Source organism: Novosphingobium cyanobacteriorum, assembly GCF_029436685.1.
Lineage (GTDB): Bacteria > Pseudomonadota > Alphaproteobacteria > Sphingomonadales > Sphingomonadaceae > Novosphingobium > Novosphingobium cyanobacteriorum.
This window is the reverse complement of record NZ_JAROCY010000001.1, coordinates 325,811-346,017: the sequence shown is the minus strand read 5'-3', so window position 1 is coordinate 346,017 and position 20,207 is coordinate 325,811. Positions and strand designations below refer to the sequence as shown.

Sequence of the window (20,207 nt, the reverse complement as noted above, 5' to 3'; positions counted from 1 at the left end):
CTTCGGCGCGATCCACCTGTAACGGATCGCGCCCGAGGATACCGCTTGAACCGCAAGTTCCCTGCCGCCCTGCTGTCGTTTGCGCTGGCCGCCACCCCGGCGCTGGCGCAGGCCCCCGGCATCGCGCCCGCAGACCCCGCCGTCCTGCCCGAGATCACCGCGCCCATCGCCCTGATGGTCGATGTCAATTCCGGCCGCGTGCTGTTCGAACGGCAGTCGCACCGCCGCTTCGTGCCCGCTTCGCTCACCAAGATCATGACCAGCTATGTCGCGTTCGAACTGATCGCGCAGGGCAGGCTGCGGCTCGACCAGACCTTTCCGATGCGGGCCGAAACCTTCAGGAAGTGGCACGGCGTCGGCAGCACCATGTTCCTTGCCAACAACAGCCAGACCAGCGTGGCCGATCTGCTGGAGGGCATCGTCACCGTTTCCGCCAATGATGCCTGCGTCGTCCTGGCCGAAGGGATCGCCGGCTCCGTCCCCGGCTTCACCGCGATGATGAATGCCGAGGCGCGCAAGCTGGGCATGAAGGACACGCACTACAACACGCCCAACGGCTGGATGGACGAAGGCCAGACCTATGTCTCGGGTGCAGACCTTGCCACGCTGTCGATCGCGCTGATCACCCGCCACCCTGAACTCTACCGCCGCTTCTACGGGCATGACCGGATGACATGGAACGGCATCGCCCAGGCCAACCACAACCCGCTCTATGGCCACACGGCGGGCGCAGACGGGGTGAAGACCGGCTTCACCAACGAAGCCGGCTATGGCCTCGTCGGCTCGGCAGAACGCAACGGGCGGCGGCTGATGATGGTCGTCGGTGGCTATGACAGGCCCAACGACCGCGCCCAGCAATCGCGCGCCTTCATCGAATGGGGATTTGCCGCGTGGGATTCGCATCCGCTCTATCCCGCAGGCGCGCAGGTCGGCACGGTCGAGGTGCAGGGCGGGGTTGATCGCAGCGTGGCCCTCGTCACCCCGCACCCCGCAGCACTCCTTGCGCCAAGGGGCGCAGGCGTGAAGCCTCAGGTCTCCATCCGCTACAAGGGCCCGCTCAAGGCCCCCATCGCCAAGGGTGAGGCGGTGGCCACGCTGCTGGTCCGCACCCCCGGACAACCCGATGAACAGGTGCCCTTGCTTGCCGCGGTCGACGTGCCCAAGGGCGGTCTCTATTCGCGCCTGCGCAATGGCCTGCTGCGGATGCTTGGCCGATGAGCCGGCCGATGACGGGCCGGTTCATCGCCTTCGAAGGCGGGGAAGGGGCGGGCAAGTCCACGCAGGGCCGCCTCCTTGCCGAAGCGCTGCGCGCCCGTGGCCTTGAAGTCGTCGCCACGCGCGAACCCGGCGGCACCCCCGGTGCCGAGGCGATCCGCAACCTCCTGCTGTCCAACGAAGGCCCCGGCTGGGGTCCGCGCGCCGAAGCGCTGCTCTTCGCCGCCGCCCGCGCCGACCATGTCGACCGCCTGATCCGCCCTGCCTTGGCGCGTGGCGCGTGGGTGCTGTGCGATCGCTTCGTCGATTCCTCGCGCGCCTATCAGGGCGGGGGCAGCGGCCTTTCGGATGATGATGTCATGGCGCTGCACGCCATTGGCAGCGAAGGTCTCCTGCCCGATCTCACGATCCTGCTCTCGGTCGATCCGGCTGAGGCGCAGGCCCGGTTGGCCCTGCGCGATCCCGATGGGGCAGACCGCATCGGCGGGCGCAGTGCGGATTACCACGCCCGCGTCGCCGCCGCTTTCCATCGCTTTGCCGATGCCGATCCCGCCCGCTTCGCGCTGGTCGACGCGTCCGGTTCTCCGCAGGACGTCCACGCCCGCATCCTCGCCGCGGTTGACCGCGCATGATCACGCTCGTCGGCCATGATCAGCAATGGGCCGAATGGCGCGCCGCGCTCGCGGGCCATCGCATGCATCACGGCTGGATCCTTGCCGGTCGCGAAGGGCTGGGCAAGGCGACCTTCGCCCTTGCCGCCGCAGCCGAATTGGTGGCCGAACCCGGCGTGCCGCAGCCGCCACCGGGCCATCACCCCGATATCCACCTCCTCGAACCGCTGCCCAACAGCGATGACGAGGCGAAGAAGAAGGAGGATGGCCGGCCCTATCTGCGCAAGCGGAACATCAACGTCGATCAGGTGCGCGAGATGCAGCGCCGACTTGTCACCCGGCCCACGCTGGGCCTCCGCCGCGCCGTGATCATCGATGCGGCCGACCAGCTCGAGAAAGGCTCGGTCAACGCCCTGCTGAAAAGCCTCGAGGAACCGCCGCAGGGCACGTTCTTCCTGCTCGTTGTCCACCAGCTCGGCCGCCTGCTGCCCACCATCCGTTCACGCTGCACGATCATGCGCTTCCATCCGCTGGCTGAGGGCGATCTGGCCCGCGCCCTCGATGCCGCCGCGCCGGGCCTTGATCCGGCAACGCGCGAAGCGGCACTGGCGGTCTCCAACGGCTCCCCCGGCGCCGCACTCACTTTCGCCGAACAGGATCTTGGCAAGGCATGGTCGGCCATGAAGCGCCTGGTCACGGAAGGCGATCCCGATTTCGCCCTGCGTGGCGAGCTGGCCACCGCCATAGGACAGCGCCCGGACCGTGATCGCATCCAGGCGATGCTGGAGTCCGCGCGCATGATCCTCGTCCGGTCGCTGCCCCGCGTTGACGAGCCCACGCGCGCCCGCGTGGTGGAGGCGCACGCCCGCCTTGTCACCATCGCCGCGCAGGCGCCGATCTACAACTTTGATGCAGCCCTGCTGCTCATGGAAATCGGCGGGTTGCTGGCATCGGTCGCGCGGACTAGGGAGAGCGCCAGCTAGCGTTTTTCCGAAGGAAGTACCGCCGCGATGGGCGAACCTTATTACATTACCACCGCCATCTCCTACCCCAATGGCAAGCCGCATATAGGCCATGCCTACGAGGCGATTGCGGCAGACGTCATCGCCCGCTTCATGAAGTCGCTCGGCCGCGATGTGCGGTTGCAGACCGGCACCGACGAACATGGTCTCAAGATGGCGCAGAAGGCGCGCGATCTGGGCGTCACGCCAAAGCAGCTTGCCGATGAAATGACGCAGCATTTCATTGATATGTGCGATGCTCTTAATGTCGATTACGACAAGTTCCAGCGGACGACCGAAGCAGCCCACCACGCGGCCTCGCAGGAACTGTGGCGGCGCATGGAGGCAAATGGCGACCTCTATCTCAGCCGCTATGAAGGCTGGTACTCGGTCCGCGACGAAGCCTATTACGACGAAAGCGAGCTGGTGGCCGGGGAAGGGGGCGCCAAGCTTTCCCCCCAGGGAACGCCGGTGGAATGGACCGTCGAGGAGTCCTGGTTCTTCCGCCTCTCCGCCTATGGCGACAAACTGCTGGCGCTCTACGAATCCAATCCCGATTTCATCCGCCCGGAAAGCCGGCGCAACGAGATGGCCGCCTTCGTCAGCCAGGGCCTGCGTGATCTTTCCGTCTCGCGCACCAGCTTCGATTGGGGGGTCAAGGTTCCGGGCAGCGACAATCACGTGATGTATGTGTGGGTCGATGCGCTCACCAACTACATTACCGGGCTTGGCTGGCCGGATGAAAACGAAATGTTTTCAAAATTCTGGCCCGCAAACCTGCACCTGATTGGCAAGGATATCGTCCGCTTCCACACCATTTACTGGCCGGCCTTCCTGATGAGCGCGGGCCTGCCCGTGCCGCAGGCGGTCTTCGGCCATGGCTTCTTGCTCAACCGCGGCCAGAAGGAATCGAAGTCGCTCGGCAATGTTACTGACCCGGTCGAGCTTGCCACCCGGTTCGGGGTGGACACCGTGCGCTATTTCTTCATGCGCGAAGTCGCCTTCGGTCAGGATGGTTCGTGGTCGCCCGATGCCATCGTCACGCGCTGCAACGCCGAACTGGCAAATAGCTACGGCAATCTTGTCCAGCGTACTTTGTCGATGATCTTCAAGAATATGGATGGACAACTTGCGGCCTTTGCGACGACCGAGGCGGACGATGCACTGCTGGCAACCGTCCATGAAGCCTGCGCTGTGGACCTGCGTCGCGAATTCGAGGCGCTGAACTTCTCCGCCGGGATCGAGGCGTGGATGCGCGCGGTCTTCGCCTGCAACGCCTATATCGATGAACAGGCGCCCTGGGCCCTGCGCAAGACCGACCCGGAACGGATGCGCGCCGTGCTGCTTTGCCTGTTCATGGCCATTCGCGACCTGACCATCGCCATCCTGCCGGTTGTGCCGACGGCCGCCAACCGCGTGCTCGATCAGATCGGCATCCCGGCCGACGAACGGCGCATCGCGGATCTCGGCAAGGCGGACTGGTACATGGCCCGCGTCGCTACCGGAGAGCGGCTCGCTGCCCCGCAGCCGGCCTTCCCGCGGCTCGAACTGCCCGAGGACGACGCCGCCTGATGCTGATCGATTCGCACTGCCACCTGAACTACAAGGGGCTGGTCGAAGGCCAGGCCGATGTGCTGGCGCGCGCCCGGGAAACCGGTGTGCGCGGCTTCCTCAACATTTCCACGCGCCAGAGCGAATGGGCTGCGGTGGTCGCCACGGCGCACCGTGAAAGCGACGTCTGGGCCACCGTGGGCATCCATCCGCACGAGGCCGACCAGCACGCCGATCTCGGTGCCGCCGCGCTGCTTGAGGCGACGCAGGACAGCCGGGTCATCGGCATCGGTGAGACCGGCCTTGATTACTACTACGATCACTCCGACCGGCAGGTGCAGCAGGACCTGTTCCGCGTGCACATCGCCGTCGCGCGCGAAACCGGGCTGCCGCTGGTGATCCACACCCGTGATGCTGAGGAAGATACCGCGCGGATCATCGCCGAGGAGATGGGGAAGGGGGCCTTCCCCGCGCTGATCCACTGCTTCACCGCCTCGCCAGAATTCGGACGGGCCATGCTCGACCTTGGCCTCACGATCTCGCTGTCCGGCATCGTTACGTTCAAGAATGCCAAGGACTTGCAGGCCTTTGCTGCCGAGGTTCCGCAGGATCGCCTTCTGGTCGAAACCGATGCTCCGTTCCTGGCCCCGGTGCCGCATCGCGGCAAAGTGTGCGAACCGGCCTTCGTGGCTGATACCGCGCGCTTCGTTGCCGGCCTGCGCGGCATGGAAGTTGAGACTTTGCATGAAGTGACCGGCGCAAACTTCTTCAGACTGTTTGCGAAGGCTGCGGCGTGAAGCTGGTCGTCCTCGGCTCCGGCACGTCCACTGGCGTTCCGCGCATCGGCAACGATTGGGGCCAGTGCGATCCGGAAGAGCCGCGCAACCGGCGCACCCGCGTCGCCATCGTGGTCGAAGGCGAAGACGGCTCGCGCATCCTTGTCGATACGCCCACTGATCTGCGGCAACAATTCCTCAGCACCGGCATAGACCGTATCGACGGCGTCGTCTGGACGCATGACCATGCCGATCACACGCATGGCATCGATGACCTGCGACCGCTGCGCATGGGCCGTGGCGCACCGATCCCGGGATATGCCGCTGATGAAACCGTGCGGCGCCTGCGCCAGCGTTTCGGCTATGTCTTTGCCGGGCAGCATGGCTATCACACCATCTGCAACCTCGATAACCTGGACCGGGTGCGGATGGTGGCAGGCATCGGCGTAAGCCATTGCCAGATGCCACACGGGCCAGCGCAGTCGACCGCATTCCGCTTTGAACAGGGCGGAAAATCAATAGGTTACGCCACAGATTTCAGTGTGATTACCTGTGACATGGTGGCGCTGTTCGATCGCGTTGACGTCCTTGTTGTCGACGCCCTGCGTCGGCAACCGCATCCCACGCACGCGCATCTTGGCATGGCGCTGGAACTGGTCGAGGCATGTCGCGCCGGACATGCCGTGCTGACGCATCTCGACAAGTCGATGGATTACCGGACACTTTGCGACGAAACGCCGCCGCATGTCGAACCGGGATACGACGGGATGGAAGTGACACTGTGAGCGCGGACCAGATCGTCGCTGCGGTCGGCATCGCGATCGCACTCGTGCTCGTGCTGCGGAACGGCGAGCTGCGCAGACTGACGGCGGGCCGTGGTTGGATGATGCTGCTGGTGTGGGCGGTAATCATTGTGGCAGCAGCCTTGCTATTCCGCGGGTTTCGGCAGTGAGGGTCTGTCTGCACACGCAACCTCATTTATCATAATCTATATTATCCATCCAAGGTCGAAGGCGCTCCGTCATGACTTCCGCCACCTCCCTAACGCAGCTTCCCCAGATGCAGCGGCTGCTGGCCATCATGGCGCGGCTGCGCGATCCCGAGCGTGGCTGTGACTGGGATCGCGCGCAGGATTTCGCCACGATCGCCCCCTATACCATTGAAGAAGCGTATGAAGTTGCGGACGCGATCGAGCGTGGCGACATGGCCGCGCTGCGCGAGGAACTGGGCGACCTGCTCCTGCAGGTGGTTTTTCATGCACAAATGGCTGAAGAAGCAGGACATTTCCGGTTCGAAGACGTGGCCGAGGCGATCTGCGCCAAGATGGAAGCGCGCCATCCGCACATCTTCGGCGATTCCGAGGAAACAGGCCTAAGTCGCGAAGATCGCTGGGAAAAGGCCAAGGCGGACGAGCGCGCGGCCAAGGGAGCCAAGAGCGCCCTGGACGGCGTCGCCAATGCCCTGCCGGCGCTGATGCGCGCGGAAAAGCTGCAGAAACGGGCCGCCCGTGTCGGCTTCAACTGGCCCGACACCGCCGGTCCTGCGGCCAAGCTGGCGGAGGAACTGGCCGAGCTGGAGGAAGCGGCTTCTCCGGATGAAAAAGTCAATGAAGCCGGGGACTTGCTGTTCTCGGCGGTGAATGTGGTGCGCGCGCACGGGGTTGCGCCCGAAGAGGCGCTGCGCATCGCCAACGCAAAATTCGAGCGTAGATTCAAAGGGATGGAGGCCCTCGCCGCCGGCCAGTTCGCCTCGCTCACCCTGGATCAGCAGGAGGCGCTCTGGCAGGAAGTGAAGGCGGTTGAGAGGGGGTTGAAAACGACTGAGACGGGGTTGAAGTCGACTGAGGGCGACTGAGGCCGGGTCAAAGCCGGGTGAAACGCCCCAGCTCACGCGGTGTCAGCCGCACCTTCATCCGCGTGGCGGGCACTCCACCCTCGGTCTGCAATTCGTGCTCGGCCAGCACCTCGCCATGGGCATGCAGCCAGGCCAGCTTCTGCCCGTCGGTCATCGGCACGGTCAGTTCCAGAACCTGCGCTCCACCGGTGAGGAGATCGCCCAGCAGGTCAAGCAGGTCGGCCGTCCCTTCCCCGGTCATCGCCGAGATCGGCACCACGGCACGATCGGGCACGTCGTGCGCGATCAGATCGCGACGCAGGGCGCGCTCATCGGGGCTGAGCAGGTCCCACTTGTTCCAGGCCTCGATGATCGGGACCGAGGCCCCCTCCTCTCCCAGCACGCCGAGATCGGCGAGGATGTCTTCCACCTGCCGCTTCTGCTGCGCGGTGGCGGGATTTGAGATGTCGCGCACGTGGACGATGACGTCGGCTGCCGTCACCTCTTCCAGCGTGGCGCGGAAGGCGGCGACGAGCTGGGTGGGCAGGTCGGAAATGAAGCCGACGGTGTCAGACAGGATTGCCTTGTCCACGCCCGGCAGGCGAATGGCGCGCATGGTGGGATCGAGCGTGGCGAAGAGCAGGTCTTCCGCCATGACGTCAGCCCCGGTCAGGCGATTGAAAAGGGTGGATTTTCCCGCGTTGGTATAACCAACGAGGGCCACGATCGGCCACGGCGCGCGTTGGCGCCGTTCGCGGTGGAGGCCGCGCGTGCGGCGCACTTTTTCCAGTTCGCGCCGAATGCCCGCCATCCGGTTGCGGATCAGACGGCGGTCCGCCTCGATCTGGGTTTCACCCGGCCCGCCGAGGAAGCCGAAACCACCGCGCTGGCGTTCCAAGTGTGTCCAGGAACGCACCAGGCGACCGGCCTGGTAATCGAGATGCGCGAGTTCGACCTGCAGGCGCCCTTCGGCCGTGGCGGCGCGCTCCCCGAAGATTTCGAGGATCAGGCCGGTACGGTCGATGACCTTGCGTTTCAGCCTGTCTTCCAGGTTGCGCTGCTGGATCGCGGAGAGCGCGCCATCGACGATGACCAGTTCCGCATCGGCAAGCAGGCAGGCGTTCTCGATCCGGTCCACCTGCCCTTCCCCAAACAGCGTGCCGGGGCGAACCTGGCGGATGGGCAGGATGAAGGCGTCGACAACTTCGATCCCGATGGCGCGGGCAAGCCCCTGCCCTTCTTCAAGACGCGCCTCGGCATCCTCTCCCAACCCGCCACGCTGGCGAATATCGGGGAGGACGACGACGGCACGCGCACCGCGGCTGACCTCACCCTTGAGGTCTTCCGCGTTGCGCCCAAATTCGAACGTGCTCAGGTTGTTTCGCCTTCCCAATCGCCGCTGAGGTCGACATGGCCAGCGGGCTGGATGGTCGACACGGCATGCTTGTAGGCAAGCTGCACATAGCCTTCGCGTTCCAGCAGCATGCAGAAAAGATCGTAAGCCGCGACCTTGCCCTGCAGCATCACGCCGTTGACGAGGAACATGGTGACCTGGACACCGGCATCGCGCACGCTGGACAGGAACACTTCCTGCAGCAGGCGCTTCTTGCCGTTTTCATCATTCCCGCCCTGGAAATGGGCGACGGAAAGCTGCTGCCCCGGCATGATCGTGCTGATCGCGTGCTTGTAAACCAGTTGCGACTGGCCATCGCGGCGCAGCAGGATCGAGAAATTGTCGAACCAGGTGACGATGCCCTGGAGCTTCACGCCCTTCACCAGGAACATGGTGACAGGGATCTTGTTCTTGCGCAGGTGGTTCAGGAACACGTCCTGGAGGTTCTGCCCCTTGGCGCCGCCAACAGCGGGCGCGGGTGCAGCTTCGGTCTTCTCCGCCTCCGGCTTGGTGGCACGAGGGCGTGCGGAGAGTGTCCGTCCGGTCATTTCTAGACTCCTTTGTATTGGCGCGGACTTTGGTCCGTCGCGATCTGGCCTCAGGATTCGCCTGCCGATTCCGGTAGGTGACCCTTTCAGCCGGGTTCGATGCCATGTGTATTGCCCGATCCCCGCCGCGTAAACCGGGTTTGTGGGGGCTCGTTCCTGTCCTTTTTGGCAATCGATGCCGTTATGGCGAGAAATCCGTTACGTTACAGTGACCTGATTGCCGGTCTTGCCGTTACTCTACGTCCTCGTCCTCGCGCCGGTCGACCATGCCGAGCAGCTTTAATTTGCGGTGCAGGGCCGAGCGCTCCATGCCGATGAAGCTGGCGGTCTTGGAGATATTGCCGGAAAACCGGCGAATCTGGACCTTCAGATATTCGCGTTCGAAGTTCTCCCGCGCTTCGCGCAACGGCACCCCCATCAACGCCGATCCGCCGGTTTCGCCACCCAGCTGGGTGCTGACGATTTCGGACGGCAGCATGTCGGGATCGATGCGGGTCAACCGATCGCGCGGGGCCAGGATGACCGTGCGCTCCACAACGTTACGCAACTGGCGAACGTTGCCCGGCCAGTCATAACTCTGCAGCGCAGCCATCGCCTCGGCCGAAATGCCGGGCGGGGCAATGCCCTGTTCGCTGGCGTAACGTGCGAAGAAGTGATCGACGAGTGCCGGGATGTCCTCGCGCCGGTCCGTCAACGAGGGGATGTTCACTGGCACCACATTGAGCCGGTAATAAAGATCCTCGCGGAAGCGGCGCTCCTCGATCTCGCGCTCCAGGGGGCGCGAGGTGGAGGAGACGACTCGCACATCGACCCTGAGCTGGCGGTGCCCGCCAACGCGGACGAAGGCCTGTTCGGTCAGCACACGCAGGATGCGGGCCTGGCTGGAGGGCGGCATATCGGCCACCTCGTCAAGGAACAGCGTGCCGCCATCGGCCATTTCGAGCAGGCCAGCGCGCACCAGCTTGCCGTCCGCCTCTTCGCCGAACAGTTCCTGTTCAAACCGCTCGGGCGTGATCCGTGCGGAATTGACCGTGACGAAGGCGTTCTGCGCGCGCGGGCTCCACGAATGGAGCAGGCGCGCGGCCACTTCCTTGCCCGCGCCCGCCGGGCCGGTGATGAGCAGGCGGCTGCCGGTGTTGGCAACGCGCTTCAACGTGGCGCGCACGGTGTTGATCGCGCTGGAATTGCCGGTGAATTCGTCCGCCATGGAAAAGCCCTGGCGCAGGCGTGCGTTCTCGCGGCGCAGGCGTTCGGTCTCGGTGGCGCGTTCCACCAGCAGCAGCAGGCGCTCGGCCTCGAACGGCTTTTCAATGAAGTCCATCGCGCCGCGACTGATCGCGGAAACGGCCGTATCGATAGACCCGTGGCCCGAGAAGATGATCACCGGCAGTTCGGGCTCGCGCTTCTTGATCTCGTCGAGAACCTCCAGCCCGTCCATCGGCGAGCCATGAAGCCAGACATCGAGCAGGACCAGGCTGGGGCGGCGTTCATCGATCGCGGCGAGCGCGGAGGTGCTGTCTGCGGCAAGCCGGCAGCCATAGCCTTCGTCGCTGAGGACGCCCGCCACGAGTTCGCGGATATCGCGTTCATCGTCGACGATCAGGATGTCGAGTGCCATCGCTTCACTTCTTTCGGGTCATCAAAGGTCAGGGGCCGCCGGGCTGGATAGATCGGCGGATTCGATTTCGGGGTCTGCAAGGGGATCCCTCGCGAAGCGCATCGTTACGCGGGTGCCGCCGGAAGGTTCGGAGGCGAAGGCCATTTCGCCGCCGTGCTCTTCGACGATCTTGTTGACGATCGCGAGGCCGAGGCCGGTGCCTTTCTCGCGCGTGGTCATATAGGGTTCGAGAATGCGGTCGCGTTCGGCGGGCAGGCCGATGCCGTTGTCCACCACCGTCACGGTGACGCTGCTGCGGTCGCTTTCAAGCGCAACGGCGATGCGGCCCTTGAAATCGATATCCTCGCCCTTGGCGCGCTGCTCCACCGCCTCCACCGCGTTTTTCAGCACGTTGGTCATCGCCTGGCCGAACTGGTGGCGATCGGCCTGGATCGGCACGACGGTTTCGCCGGTGAAGCTGAAGCCGATCTGGGCGTGGGCGACCTCCTGAAGGAACAGGGCCTGGCGCACGAGATCGCTGGCGTCTTCGGCGCGGAACACCGGCTTGGGCAGGCGGGCGAAGGAGGAAAACTCGTCAACCATCTTCCTGAGGTCCCCCACCTGGCGGATGATGGTGGCGGTCAGCTCCTCGAACAGTTCGGGGTCGGTCTCGATCTGGCGGCGGTAGCGTCGCTTGAGCCGCTCGGTGGCGAGCTGGATGGGGGTGAGCGGGTTCTTGATCTCGTGCGCGATGCGGCGGGCGACGTCGGACCAGGCGGCGCGGCGCTGATCGAGCAGCTGGCGGGTGATGTCCTCGAAAGTGATCACGTGGCCATTCGCGTCTGCCGCGATCTTCACCGCCAGCGTGCGCAGGTCTCCGGCGCGGGCATAGTGGACGAGGCCGGAGGCGTCGCCTTCCGCAACCAGTTGCGCGAACTGCGGCGCCACTCCGGCCAGCGGCTGATCGATCACGCTGCCCTCGCCCTTTTCGCGCAGCAGCTTCTGCGCCGAGCTGTTGGCGAGTCGGATGCAGCCGTGCCGATCGACCGAAAGGATGCCGGCGGTGATCGATTCCAGCACCGCCTCGATAAAGGCGCGGCGTTCCTCGATCTGGGCATTGGCGCTGACCAGCGCGCGGGTCTGCCCTTCGAGCTGCGAAGTCATGCGGTTGAAGGCGCGGGCTAGCAGGCCCACTTCATCCGTGCCGGAGCCCTGCGCCACGCGCATGGCGAAGTTTCCGCTGCCGACATTGCGCGCGGCGGAGACGAGCTCGACCAGAGGGGCCACCTGCCGATCGGCAAAGCGCAGCGCCACCCACACTGCCAGTGCCACCAGGGCGAGGCTGATGCCGAACAGCGCCAGGTTGAAGCGCAGCTGCAGGGCGCGGGCGCGGCGGGTGAGCACGTCATAGGCACCGAGCACGGTCTGCGCGCGCTTCCACTGGTTGAGCGCCAGCGCATCGGAATTGCGGGCGACATACAGGAAGATTCCCCGGCTGCGATCGACCGAAGTGACCGCCTCGATCCGTTCGGCCGATGCGCTGACCACCACCGGCTCACCCGCATCGAGGCGCTTGAGCTCGTCCGGGGTTACGCGCTGGCGTTCGTTGTTCGAATTGGGATCGACGATGGCGGCGGTGCGCAGGGTGCCATCCGCGCCCCGTTCGATGATCGCGGATTCGTTGAGCTTGCGGTTGATCACCTGCCAGGAATAGCCCTCGGCGAAATCCTGGCTGGTGATAGGGGCCTGCCCCAGATAGTCGCGCAGGTCCCCCGCCATGGCGACACTTTCATTGCCGACATCGCGCAACTTGTCCGCATAGTAGCCGCGCGCCAGGTTGTTGGCGTTCTCCAGCATGCCGCGCGAATTGTCGGAGAACCAGAACTCCACGCCCGACTGGAACAACAGGGAGGCGAAGATCACCACCAGCAGCGTGGGGATGGCCGCGATCAGCGAGAACAGCCAGACGAGGCGGACATGGAGCCGACCGCTGGAACCGAGCACGCCTTTCGAAGCGCGGCGGAGCGCGGCGCGGCGGCCGCCGAGCACGATCAGGCCAAGGGCGGGCACCAGCGTGCCGATCAGCAGGGTGGAGCTGAGTTGTGCGGGCAGCAGCTTGTTCGACGCGCTGTTGGCCGATACGGCCACCCAGCTGACCCAGAGCATCAGTGCGAGGCTGAGAGCGGAGGCGATCTCCAGCAACAGGAACACGTTGGCCCGGCGCAGGCCGACAAGCAACCGCCGCCACCAGCGTGGAACGCGCCTTTGCCTGCCTTTGCCGCGATCAGCCATAGTTGCTGAACTACAACACCTCTGTTGCAGCAATGCAAGGGGAATCCGGCTACCCTGCCCTCTGAGGCGGATCAGGCGCGCACGGTGGCGTCTTCGGGATGAATGTCCAACTCCACCAAGCGCTTGCGCAGGGTGTTGCGGTTGATGCCAAGCAGTTGCGCCGCGCGCAGCTGGTTGCCGCCGGTGCGCGACAGGGCATGAAGGAACAGGGGGCGTTCGAATGCGGCGAGCGCACTGTCGTACAATTGCCCCGCAGGTGGCGCGGCATCGGCCAGCCAGGCATCGAGCGCGGCGGCGAAAGTGGCGGGCATCGCTACTGCCGCGTCGGCCGCACGGGCCTGTGCCGCATCGCCCGAAAGCAGGGGCTCGATGGTGGCGGCGTCGATAACTTCCTCGCGCGCCAGCAGGGCAAGGCGGTAGATGAAGTTGCGCAGTTCGCGCACGTTGCCGCGCCACGGCTGGCGGGCGAGCAATTCGGCACCGGCCTGCGAAAGCTGGCGGCGAGGCAGGCCCTCTGCGGCGGCGCGGGACAGGAAGTGACGGCTCAGCGCCTCGATGTCGTCGGCGCGTTCGCGCAGGGGCGGCAGCTCGATCGGCACCACGGCAATGCGGTAGTAAAGGTCTTCGCGGAACTGGCCGGAGGCGATCATCGGCAGCAGGTCGCGATTGGTGGCGGCAACGATGCGGCAGTCGAGCGTGATCTCCTCGGTGCCACCCACGCGGCGGATCTTGCCCGATTGCAGCGCGCGCAGCAGCCGGGTCTGCGCCTGCATCGGCATGTCGCCGATTTCATCGAGGAAAAGCGTGCCGCCCGCAGCCTGTTCGAACTTGCCGATGTGGCGGGCATGGGCGCCGGTGAACGCGCCCTTCTCGTGCCCGAACAGCTCGCTCTCGATCAGCTCGGCGGGGATGGCGGCAGTGTTGACGGCGATGAAGGGGCCACTGGCGCGCTTGCCCAGTTGGTGGATCGCTTCGGCCACCAGCTCCTTGCCGGTGCCGCTTTCGCCCAGGATCAGCACGGTCAGGTCATTGCGCAGCACGCGGGTGATCATGCGATAGACCGCCTGCATTGCCGCGCTGCGGCCCACCAGCGGCAGACCCTGCGCCACCTCGTCGGGCTCATCGGCCTGCTCGGCATTCCCGGCCGAACCGATCGCCTGGCGCACGGTGCGCACCAGCTCTTCCAGGTCGAAAGGCTTGGGGAAATACTCGAACGCGCCGGTGTCGCTGGCGCGGACGGCGGTATCGAGCGTATTCTGCGCCGAAAGGATGATCACCGCCATGCGCGGGAACTGGTCGCGCACGCGGCCCAGCGTCTCGATGCCGTCGCCATCGGTCAGCATCACGTCGGTCAGCATCAGGCCATACGTGCCGCCCGCCAGCAACCGGTCTCGCCCGGCAATGGATTCGCAACGGTCCACCTTGAAGCCCTCGGCCTCGAGCGCGGCGGTGATGACGATGGCGATGGACGCATCGTCTTCGACAAGGAGGATGGACTGCTTCATGGCTTCACCGATCCGGCAACGGGCAGATGGAGGCGGAAATGGGTCCAGCCCTTGGCTTGGTCGCGATCATGGGTCACGCGCCCGTTCATCTCGCGCACCAGCTTCTGCACCAGCGCGAGGCCAAGGCCCTGCCCGCTCTTCTTGGCGGTGACGAAGGGTTCGAAGATATGATCGCGCAGCGCAGGGTCGATGCCCGGCCCGTTGTCCGACACGCGCACCTCGATCGGCAGGCGCAGCGGCTTGCCGCCCGGCCCGGCATGCAGCTGGATGCCGCTGGCGAAGCGCGTCCGCACGGCAATGCGCGGCGCAGGCTGGCCGGCGCAGGCCTCACGCGCGTTGGTCATCAGGTTGAGCAGCACCTGCACCAGCGCATCGGGATTGGCGAGCACCGGGGGCAGCGAGGGATCGAACTCTTCCTCGATGGCAAAGGTGCCGGGATGCCCCGCTGCGACGATCGCCTGCGCGTGGCGCACCGCTTCGTGCAGGTTGCATTCCAGCGCCGGCTCGGTGCTGCGGCGGGAAAGCGACTGCATCTGGTCGATCAGTTTGGCGATGCGATCCACCTCGGTGGTGATCAGGCCGGTCAGCGCGCGGTCCGCCTCGCCCAGCTTGCGATCGAGCAGCTGGGCTGCCCCGCGGATGCCGGCAAGCGGGTTCTTGATCTCGTGCGCCAGCACTTCGGGTGCACGCAGGGCCACGCCCTCGCCCGCACCGGCGCCGCTGCCATCGCCCGAAAGCGCTTCCACCCCCACGGGTTCGTGCAGCACCAGCATGCGCCAGCCCGGACAATGCGTGACCGGCGCAGTCATCACGTCAAGCCGCCGCGCCGGCGCCCCGAGGATGCGCACCGGCGTATCCCGCGCGAAAAGCTGTGCGTCGGGTTCCTGCAGCCGATTGAAGATCAGCGGTTCGTCGAAGATGAAGATCTCCTCCACCCCCTTGCCTTGAAGCCGCCGCGCACCCTGCCCCACCACCTGTTCGGCCGCGGGATTGACCGAGGCGATGGTGAGATCGGGGGCCAGCAGGAACACGGCAAGCGGCAGGCTGGCGATCATGCGCTTGGGATCGGGCCGGCCCGCATCGCCCTTGCGCCAGTCGCCGGGTCCGCTCACCGGCCCGTCTCCAGGCAATCAGGCCTCACGCAGCCTCACGCCGTTCAACGACCTCGTCGCCGAAGCGACCGTAGAATTCCTCCAGGCTGGCGAGCACCGCCTTGGCGTCGTCGATGAAGTTCACGCGGTTCCTGAACTCGGCCGATCCGGGCAGGCCCTTGGTGTACCAGCCCAGATGCTTGCGCGCCATGTTGACCCCGGTAACCGCGCCATAATGCTCGAGCATCTGGTGATAATGCTCCACGATCAGGGCATACTGTTCGCGGATCGTGGGTTCGGGCAGGCGCTCGCCCGTGGCCAGCCAGTGCATCACCTGTCCCAGCAGCCACGGCTTGCCATAGGCGCCGCGGCCGATCATCACGCCGTCGGCCCCGCTCTGCTCCACGGCGGCGGCCACGTCCTCGATCGTGCAGATGTCGCCATTGACGATCACCGGCACGTCCACCGCTTCCTTCACCTTGCGCACGAAGGCCCAGTCGGCGCTGCCCTTGTACATCTGGTTGCGGGTGCGGCCGTGGACGGTGATCATGCGGGCGCCGATATCCTGCGCAATCCGCGCCAGTTCGGGCGCGTTCAGGCTGTCATGGCACCAGCCCATGCGCATCTTGACCGTGACGGGCACCTTCACCGCCTTCACCGTCGCCTCGATCAGCGCGGTGGCGAGCGGGATCTGGCGCATCAGCGCGGAGCCGGCATCGCCGTTCACCACCTTGCGCACCGGGCAGCCCATGTTGATGTCGATGATCGCGGCGCCCTGCTGTTCCACCAGCTTCGCGGCTTCCGCCATCTGCGCCGGTTCGCAGCCTACCAGCTGCATGGAAACGGGCTCTTCCATCGGATGCCACGCCGCCTTCTGGATCGACTGGCGCGTTTCACGGATCGCAGCCGGGCTGGCGATCATCTCGGTCACGTTCAGGCCCGAGCCGAAGCGGCGGACCATGGTGCGGAACGGCAGGTCGGAAACGCCGGTCATCGGCGCGAGCACGACCGGGCAATCCACCTGGACCGGGCCGACGTGGATGGGCTTCAGCTGCGGGGGAACGGGCGTCTCGGTCATCATCGCTGCCTAAAAAACAGGCACGCGCTTAGTCGATTGCACGGCATGGGGCAAGTTCTGTAAGGGGCGGCTCAGATGAACGCCCCCCTTCCCGCTTCCGGCGCCTCGGTCGCTGCTGTCGTCGTTGCCGCGGGCAAGGGCCTGCGCGCGGGCGGATCGGTGCCCAAGCAGTTCGCGCCGTGGCGGGGAAAGCCGCTGTTGCGCCATTGTGTGGAAGCGCTGGCAGCCGCGGGCGTCGCCCCTATCGTGATCGCGATTCCCGCAGGCTGGGAGGCTGAGGCCGAAGCCGCAACGTCCGGCATTGCTGCGGTCAGGTTCACCCATGGCGGGGCAACGCGGCAGGATTCGGTGCGCCTTGCACTTGAGGCGATGGCAGGCGACGCGCCCGATCACGTGCTGATCCACGATGCCGCGCGGCCTGATCTGCCCTGCGCAGTGATCGAAGCGCTGCTGGCTGCGCTGGAGACGCAGCCCGGCGCGATCCCGGTCCTGCCGGTGGTGGACAGCGTGGTGCGCGGGGCGCAGGGCCTGCGCGGCGCGTTCGTCGATCGCGATGGACTTTATCGCGTGCAGACCCCGCAGGCCTTCCGCTATCCGGCGATCCTGGCCGCCCACCGCGCGTGGCCGGGCGCGACCGACGCCGGGGACGACGCCGCCGTGGCCGAAGCGGCCGGGCTGGCGGTGGCGCTGGTCCAGGGTGACGAGCGGTTGCGCAAGGTGACGTTCGCCAGCGATTTCCAGGAGAGAGCAATGACCGTGCGCACCGGCATGGGATTCGACGTGCACCGTCTGGTTGAGGGTGAGGAACTCTGGCTTTGCGGGGTTCAGATCCCCCATGCCAAGGGGCTTTCCGGCCACAGCGACGCCGATGTGGCCATCCATGCGCTGGTCGATGCGCTGCTCGGCGCGATTGCGGCGGGTGACATCGGCGATCATTTTCCGCCAAGCGACCCGCAATGGTTGGGTGCCTCGTCCGACAGGTTCCTCGCCCATGCGGCGCATCTGGTCGGCCAATCCGGCCATGCCATCGCCAACGTGGACGTGACCATCATCTGCGAAGCGCCGAAGATCGGGCCGCACAAGTTGGAAATGAGGGCACGCCTTGCCGAGATTCTCGGAATTGACATCGCCCTCGTCTCGGTGAAGGCGACAACCACGGAACGGTTGGGAACAACGGGCCGCGGCGAAGGTATCGCGGCGCAGGCAGTCGCCACGGTCACCGCCGCGTGATACGGGCTTCCAAGGCCGAGAAACGAAGGATCGACAGGATGCGCCTACACTCGCTGATTGCCGGAACACTGGCTGCCGCATCCTTGCTGGCAGGCAACGTGGCGCATGCGCAGCAGTCCGCCTGCCTCACCGAGGAAGAGCTGAACAGTGTGATCACCTTTACGCTGCCGGTGGCGATGGAATCGGTGATGAAGGCCTGCCAGCCTTCGCTTTCGCCCAGCGGCTGGTTCGCGACCAAGGGACCGAGCCTGGTCCAGAGCTATGCCGCGCGCAAGCAGTCCGCATGGCCGAGCGCCCGTGGAGCGCTGATGAAGCTGGGCAAGGGCGACGAAAAGATGGGCCAGATGGTCAGCCGCCTGCCTGACAGCGCGCTGCAGCCCTTTGCCGAAGGGATCGTGGGCCAGATCGTGGCGGATGGGGTGAAACCCGATCAGTGTGTAGCGATCGAACGGGCGGTCCGCCTGCTTTCCCCCCTGCCGCCGGAAAACACGGCAGAGCTGATCTCGTTCGTGATCGTGATGGCGGAAAAGCCCAAGCCCGGCGCCGCACCGGCCAAATCCAAGCTGCCGATCTGCGCGGCAAAGAGCTGAAAAACCAGATGGATACCCTCCTTCCTTCAGAGATTGTCGAACTCGCGCGCAAGGTTATTGCCGAGAACGCGCAGGCCGGACGCACCGTTGCCGTTGCGGAAAGCTGCACGGGTGGGCTGGTCGCCGCGGCGTTGACCGAGGTGGCGGGAAGCTCGGCCGTGCTCGATCGCGGCTTCGTCACCTATTCCAATGCCGCCAAGCATGAACTGCTGGGTGTGTCTGAAGACGTGATCGACACGTTCGGCGCGGTATCCGTGGCCGTTGCATGGTCGATGGCGCAGGGTGCCTTGCGCCATTCCAACGCCGACGTGGCCGTGGCGATCACCGGCGTGGCCGGCCCTGACGGCGGATCGGACAACAAGCCGGTCGGCACCGTGGTCTTCGCCCGGGCGGAGCGCGGCGAGGATCCGCAGGCGGTCAATGCCGAAATGAAGTTCTTCGAAACCGCCAAGACCCGCGGCGAAGTGCGCCGTCAGGCGACGATCTGCGCGCTGGAACTGCTGCTGCCGTAAAGCCGCTCGGCTCGGGTTTCGAACGCGGTCACCATCTTGCGGAAGGCGCGGTCGAGATACTGGCCCGCCAGCTTTTCGAAGATGGCGTTGCGGAAGGTGAAATCCACGCAGAAATCGATCGTGCAGCCGCCCTCGCCATCGGGGGCGAATGTCCACGAGTTCGACAGGCTCTTCATCGGTCCGTCGAGGTATTCCACCACGATCTCGCGCGGGCGGTCCTTCTTCACACGCGATGTGAACTTCTCGCGCAGCGCGTTGAAGCCCACCATCATGTCGGCAACCATCTCGTGCTCGCTCTCGGACTTGATGCGCGTGGCCACCACCCAGGGCAGGAACTCGGCATAGCGCTTCACGTCGGCCACAAGATCGAACATCTGTTCGGGCGACCACTTCAGCCGCCGGGTTTCGGCGATATGTGGCACCGGCTCAGCCTCTCTGCGCCGCCTTGGCGAGCTTCGCCTCGCGCGCGGCGCGCATCTGGGCAAAGTCTTCGCCCGCGTGATAGCTCGACCGGGTCAGCGGGCTTGCCGCCACCTGCAGAAAGCCTTTGGCCCGGGCGATCGCGCCATAGGCGTCGAAGGCCTTGGGCGTCACGAATTCGATCACCTTGGCATGTTTGGGCGTGGGCTGCAGGTATTGGCCCATGGTCAGGAAATCGATCTGCGCGCTGCGCATGTCGTCCATCACCTGGTGCACCTCAAGCCGCTCCTCGCCCAGTCCCAGCATGATCCCGCTCTTGGTGAAGACCAGCGGATTGTGGGCCTTCACCTCTTCCAGCAGGCGCAGCGAGGCATAATAGCGCGCGCCAGGGCGGATGGTGGGATAGAGCCGGGGCACGGTTTCAAGGTTGTGATTGTACACATCCGGCCCCGCTTCCACGATGGCCGCCACCGCCGCCTGCATCTTGCCGCGGAAATCGGGGGTCAGGATCTCGATGGTGGTGTTCGGCGTCTGCTCGCGCAGCGCGCGGATCACCTTCACGAACTGCCCCGCGCCGCCATCGGGCAGGTCGTCGCGGTCCACCGAGGTGATCACGATGTGCTCCAGCCCCATCTTCGCGGCCGCCTCGGCCACGTGGCCGGGTTCGCTGGCGTCCACGGCGCGGGGCATCCCGGTCTTCACGTTGCAGAACGCGCAGGCGCGGGTGCACACATCGCCCAGGATCATCACCGTGGCGTGCTTCTTGGTCCAGCATTCGCCGATGTTCGGACAGGCCGCTTCCTCGCACACCGTGTTCAGCTTCAGGTCGCGCATCAGCTGGCGCGTTTCCCCATAACCCTTGCTGGTCGGCGCTTTCACGCGGATCCAGTCGGGCTTGCGCTGGCGTTCGGGACCCGGTTGCGGGGACGGAGCGTTGGCGAGATCGGTCATGGCGGTGCAGATA

General features: G+C 65.7%; 20 protein-coding genes. 11 read left to right on the top strand and 9 right to left on the bottom strand.

All coding sequences use genetic code 11. The features are described 5' to 3' along the window. Positions 1 to 45 precede the first annotated feature (45 nt). The 8 genes from POM99_RS01645 (at position 46) to mazG (ending at position 7,008) form a co-directional block, all read left to right on the top strand. Complete coding sequence (locus POM99_RS01645; protein ID WP_277275015.1) at positions 46 to 1,218, top strand: D-alanyl-D-alanine carboxypeptidase family protein; 1,173 nt, start codon at positions 46 to 48, stop codon at positions 1,216 to 1,218. Positions 1,219 to 1,226: 8 nt separating this feature from the next. Further along, the gene (tmk, locus tag POM99_RS01640; protein WP_277275013.1) at positions 1,227 to 1,847 is read left to right on the top strand and encodes a dTMP kinase; all 621 of its coding nucleotides are present in this window, start codon (positions 1,227 to 1,229) and stop codon (positions 1,845 to 1,847) included. Further along, entirely contained in the window at positions 1,844 to 2,809 is a 966-nt protein-coding gene (locus tag POM99_RS01635; protein ID WP_277275011.1) for a DNA polymerase III delta subunit-related protein, read from the top strand. The genes tmk and POM99_RS01635 overlap by 4 nt, the downstream gene beginning before the upstream one ends. Positions 2,810 to 2,836: 27 nt before the next feature. After that, positions 2,837 to 4,399 (top strand): methionine--tRNA ligase, encoded by a 1,563-nt coding sequence (gene metG / locus POM99_RS01630; protein ID WP_277275010.1) that lies wholly within the window; start codon positions 2,837 to 2,839, stop codon positions 4,397 to 4,399. Further along, the gene (locus POM99_RS01625) at positions 4,399 to 5,175 is read left to right on the top strand and encodes a TatD family hydrolase (protein ID WP_277275008.1); all 777 of its coding nucleotides are present in this window, start codon (positions 4,399 to 4,401) and stop codon (positions 5,173 to 5,175) included. Before metG ends, POM99_RS01625 begins: the two co-directional genes overlap by 1 nt. Beyond that, positions 5,172 to 5,939, top strand: coding sequence for an MBL fold metallo-hydrolase (locus tag POM99_RS01620; protein ID WP_277275007.1), 768 nt, complete (start codon positions 5,172 to 5,174; stop codon positions 5,937 to 5,939). The genes POM99_RS01625 and POM99_RS01620 overlap by 4 nt, the downstream gene beginning before the upstream one ends. Beyond that, a complete protein-coding gene (locus POM99_RS01615; protein ID WP_277275006.1) occupies positions 5,936 to 6,106 on the top strand; it encodes a hypothetical protein in 171 nt (56 codons plus the stop codon). The genes POM99_RS01620 and POM99_RS01615 overlap by 4 nt, the downstream gene beginning before the upstream one ends. A gap of 71 nt (positions 6,107 to 6,177) precedes the next feature. Beyond that, positions 6,178 to 7,008: a nucleoside triphosphate pyrophosphohydrolase gene (mazG, locus tag POM99_RS01610; RefSeq protein WP_277275004.1), complete on the top strand. Its 831-nt coding sequence runs from the start codon at positions 6,178 to 6,180 to the stop codon at positions 7,006 to 7,008. A 7-nt stretch (positions 7,009 to 7,015) separates the two neighbouring features. On the opposite strand, the gene hflX is transcribed toward mazG, so the two are convergent. The 7 genes from hflX to dusB form a co-directional block, all read right to left on the bottom strand. Beyond that, positions 7,016 to 8,362 (bottom strand): GTPase HflX, encoded by a 1,347-nt coding sequence (hflX, locus tag POM99_RS01605; protein WP_277275080.1) that lies wholly within the window; start codon positions 8,360 to 8,362, stop codon positions 7,016 to 7,018. Then, positions 8,359 to 8,928 carry an RNA chaperone Hfq gene (gene hfq, locus POM99_RS01600; protein WP_277275003.1) on the bottom strand — a complete coding sequence of 190 codons (570 nt, stop codon included), beginning with the start codon at positions 8,926 to 8,928 and terminating at the stop codon, positions 8,359 to 8,361. The genes hflX and hfq overlap by 4 nt, the downstream gene beginning before the upstream one ends. Positions 8,929 to 9,160: 232 nt before the next feature. Beyond that, positions 9,161 to 10,546, bottom strand: a complete 1,386-nt coding sequence (ntrX, locus tag POM99_RS01595) for a nitrogen assimilation response regulator NtrX (RefSeq protein WP_277275001.1) — start codon at positions 10,544 to 10,546, stop codon at positions 9,161 to 9,163. Between the two features lie 21 nt (positions 10,547 to 10,567). Next, the gene (locus tag POM99_RS01590; RefSeq protein ID WP_277274999.1) at positions 10,568 to 12,817 is read right to left on the bottom strand and encodes a sensor histidine kinase; all 2,250 of its coding nucleotides are present in this window, start codon (positions 12,815 to 12,817) and stop codon (positions 10,568 to 10,570) included. A gap of 71 nt (positions 12,818 to 12,888) precedes the next feature. Continuing rightward, positions 12,889 to 14,322: a sigma-54-dependent transcriptional regulator gene (locus POM99_RS01585; protein WP_277274998.1), complete on the bottom strand. Its 1,434-nt coding sequence runs from the start codon at positions 14,320 to 14,322 to the stop codon at positions 12,889 to 12,891. Next, positions 14,319 to 15,434: a two-component system sensor histidine kinase NtrB gene (locus tag POM99_RS01580; protein WP_277274996.1), complete on the bottom strand. Its 1,116-nt coding sequence runs from the start codon at positions 15,432 to 15,434 to the stop codon at positions 14,319 to 14,321. Before POM99_RS01580 ends, POM99_RS01585 begins: the two co-directional genes overlap by 4 nt. Positions 15,435 to 15,459: 25 nt before the next feature. Next, entirely contained in the window at positions 15,460 to 16,491 is a 1,032-nt protein-coding gene (gene dusB / locus POM99_RS01575; protein WP_277274995.1) for a tRNA dihydrouridine synthase DusB, read from the bottom strand. 75 nt (positions 16,492 to 16,566) lie between these two features. On the opposite strand from dusB, the gene POM99_RS01570 reads away from it, so the two are divergent. Genes POM99_RS01570 through POM99_RS01560 form a run of 3 tightly spaced genes read left to right on the top strand, consistent with a single transcriptional unit; the run spans position 16,567 to position 18,823 of the window. Next, positions 16,567 to 17,721 (top strand): bifunctional 2-C-methyl-D-erythritol 4-phosphate cytidylyltransferase/2-C-methyl-D-erythritol 2,4-cyclodiphosphate synthase, encoded by a 1,155-nt coding sequence (locus tag POM99_RS01570; protein ID WP_277274993.1) that lies wholly within the window; start codon positions 16,567 to 16,569, stop codon positions 17,719 to 17,721. A gap of 38 nt (positions 17,722 to 17,759) precedes the next feature. Next, positions 17,760 to 18,311, top strand: coding sequence for a hypothetical protein (locus tag POM99_RS01565; RefSeq protein WP_277274992.1), 552 nt, complete (start codon positions 17,760 to 17,762; stop codon positions 18,309 to 18,311). A gap of 8 nt (positions 18,312 to 18,319) precedes the next feature. Beyond that, positions 18,320 to 18,823 (top strand): CinA family protein, encoded by a 504-nt coding sequence (locus POM99_RS01560; RefSeq protein WP_277274990.1) that lies wholly within the window; start codon positions 18,320 to 18,322, stop codon positions 18,821 to 18,823. Here POM99_RS01560 and POM99_RS01555 read toward each other — a convergent pair. Continuing rightward, positions 18,784 to 19,245, bottom strand: coding sequence for a type II toxin-antitoxin system RatA family toxin (locus POM99_RS01555; RefSeq protein ID WP_277274989.1), 462 nt, complete (start codon positions 19,243 to 19,245; stop codon positions 18,784 to 18,786). The genes POM99_RS01560 and POM99_RS01555 overlap by 40 nt on opposite strands. Before the next feature lie 4 nt (positions 19,246 to 19,249). Beyond that, positions 19,250 to 20,194 carry a lipoyl synthase gene (lipA, locus tag POM99_RS01550; RefSeq protein WP_277274987.1) on the bottom strand — a complete coding sequence of 315 codons (945 nt, stop codon included), beginning with the start codon at positions 20,192 to 20,194 and terminating at the stop codon, positions 19,250 to 19,252. Positions 20,195 to 20,207 lie beyond the last annotated feature (13 nt).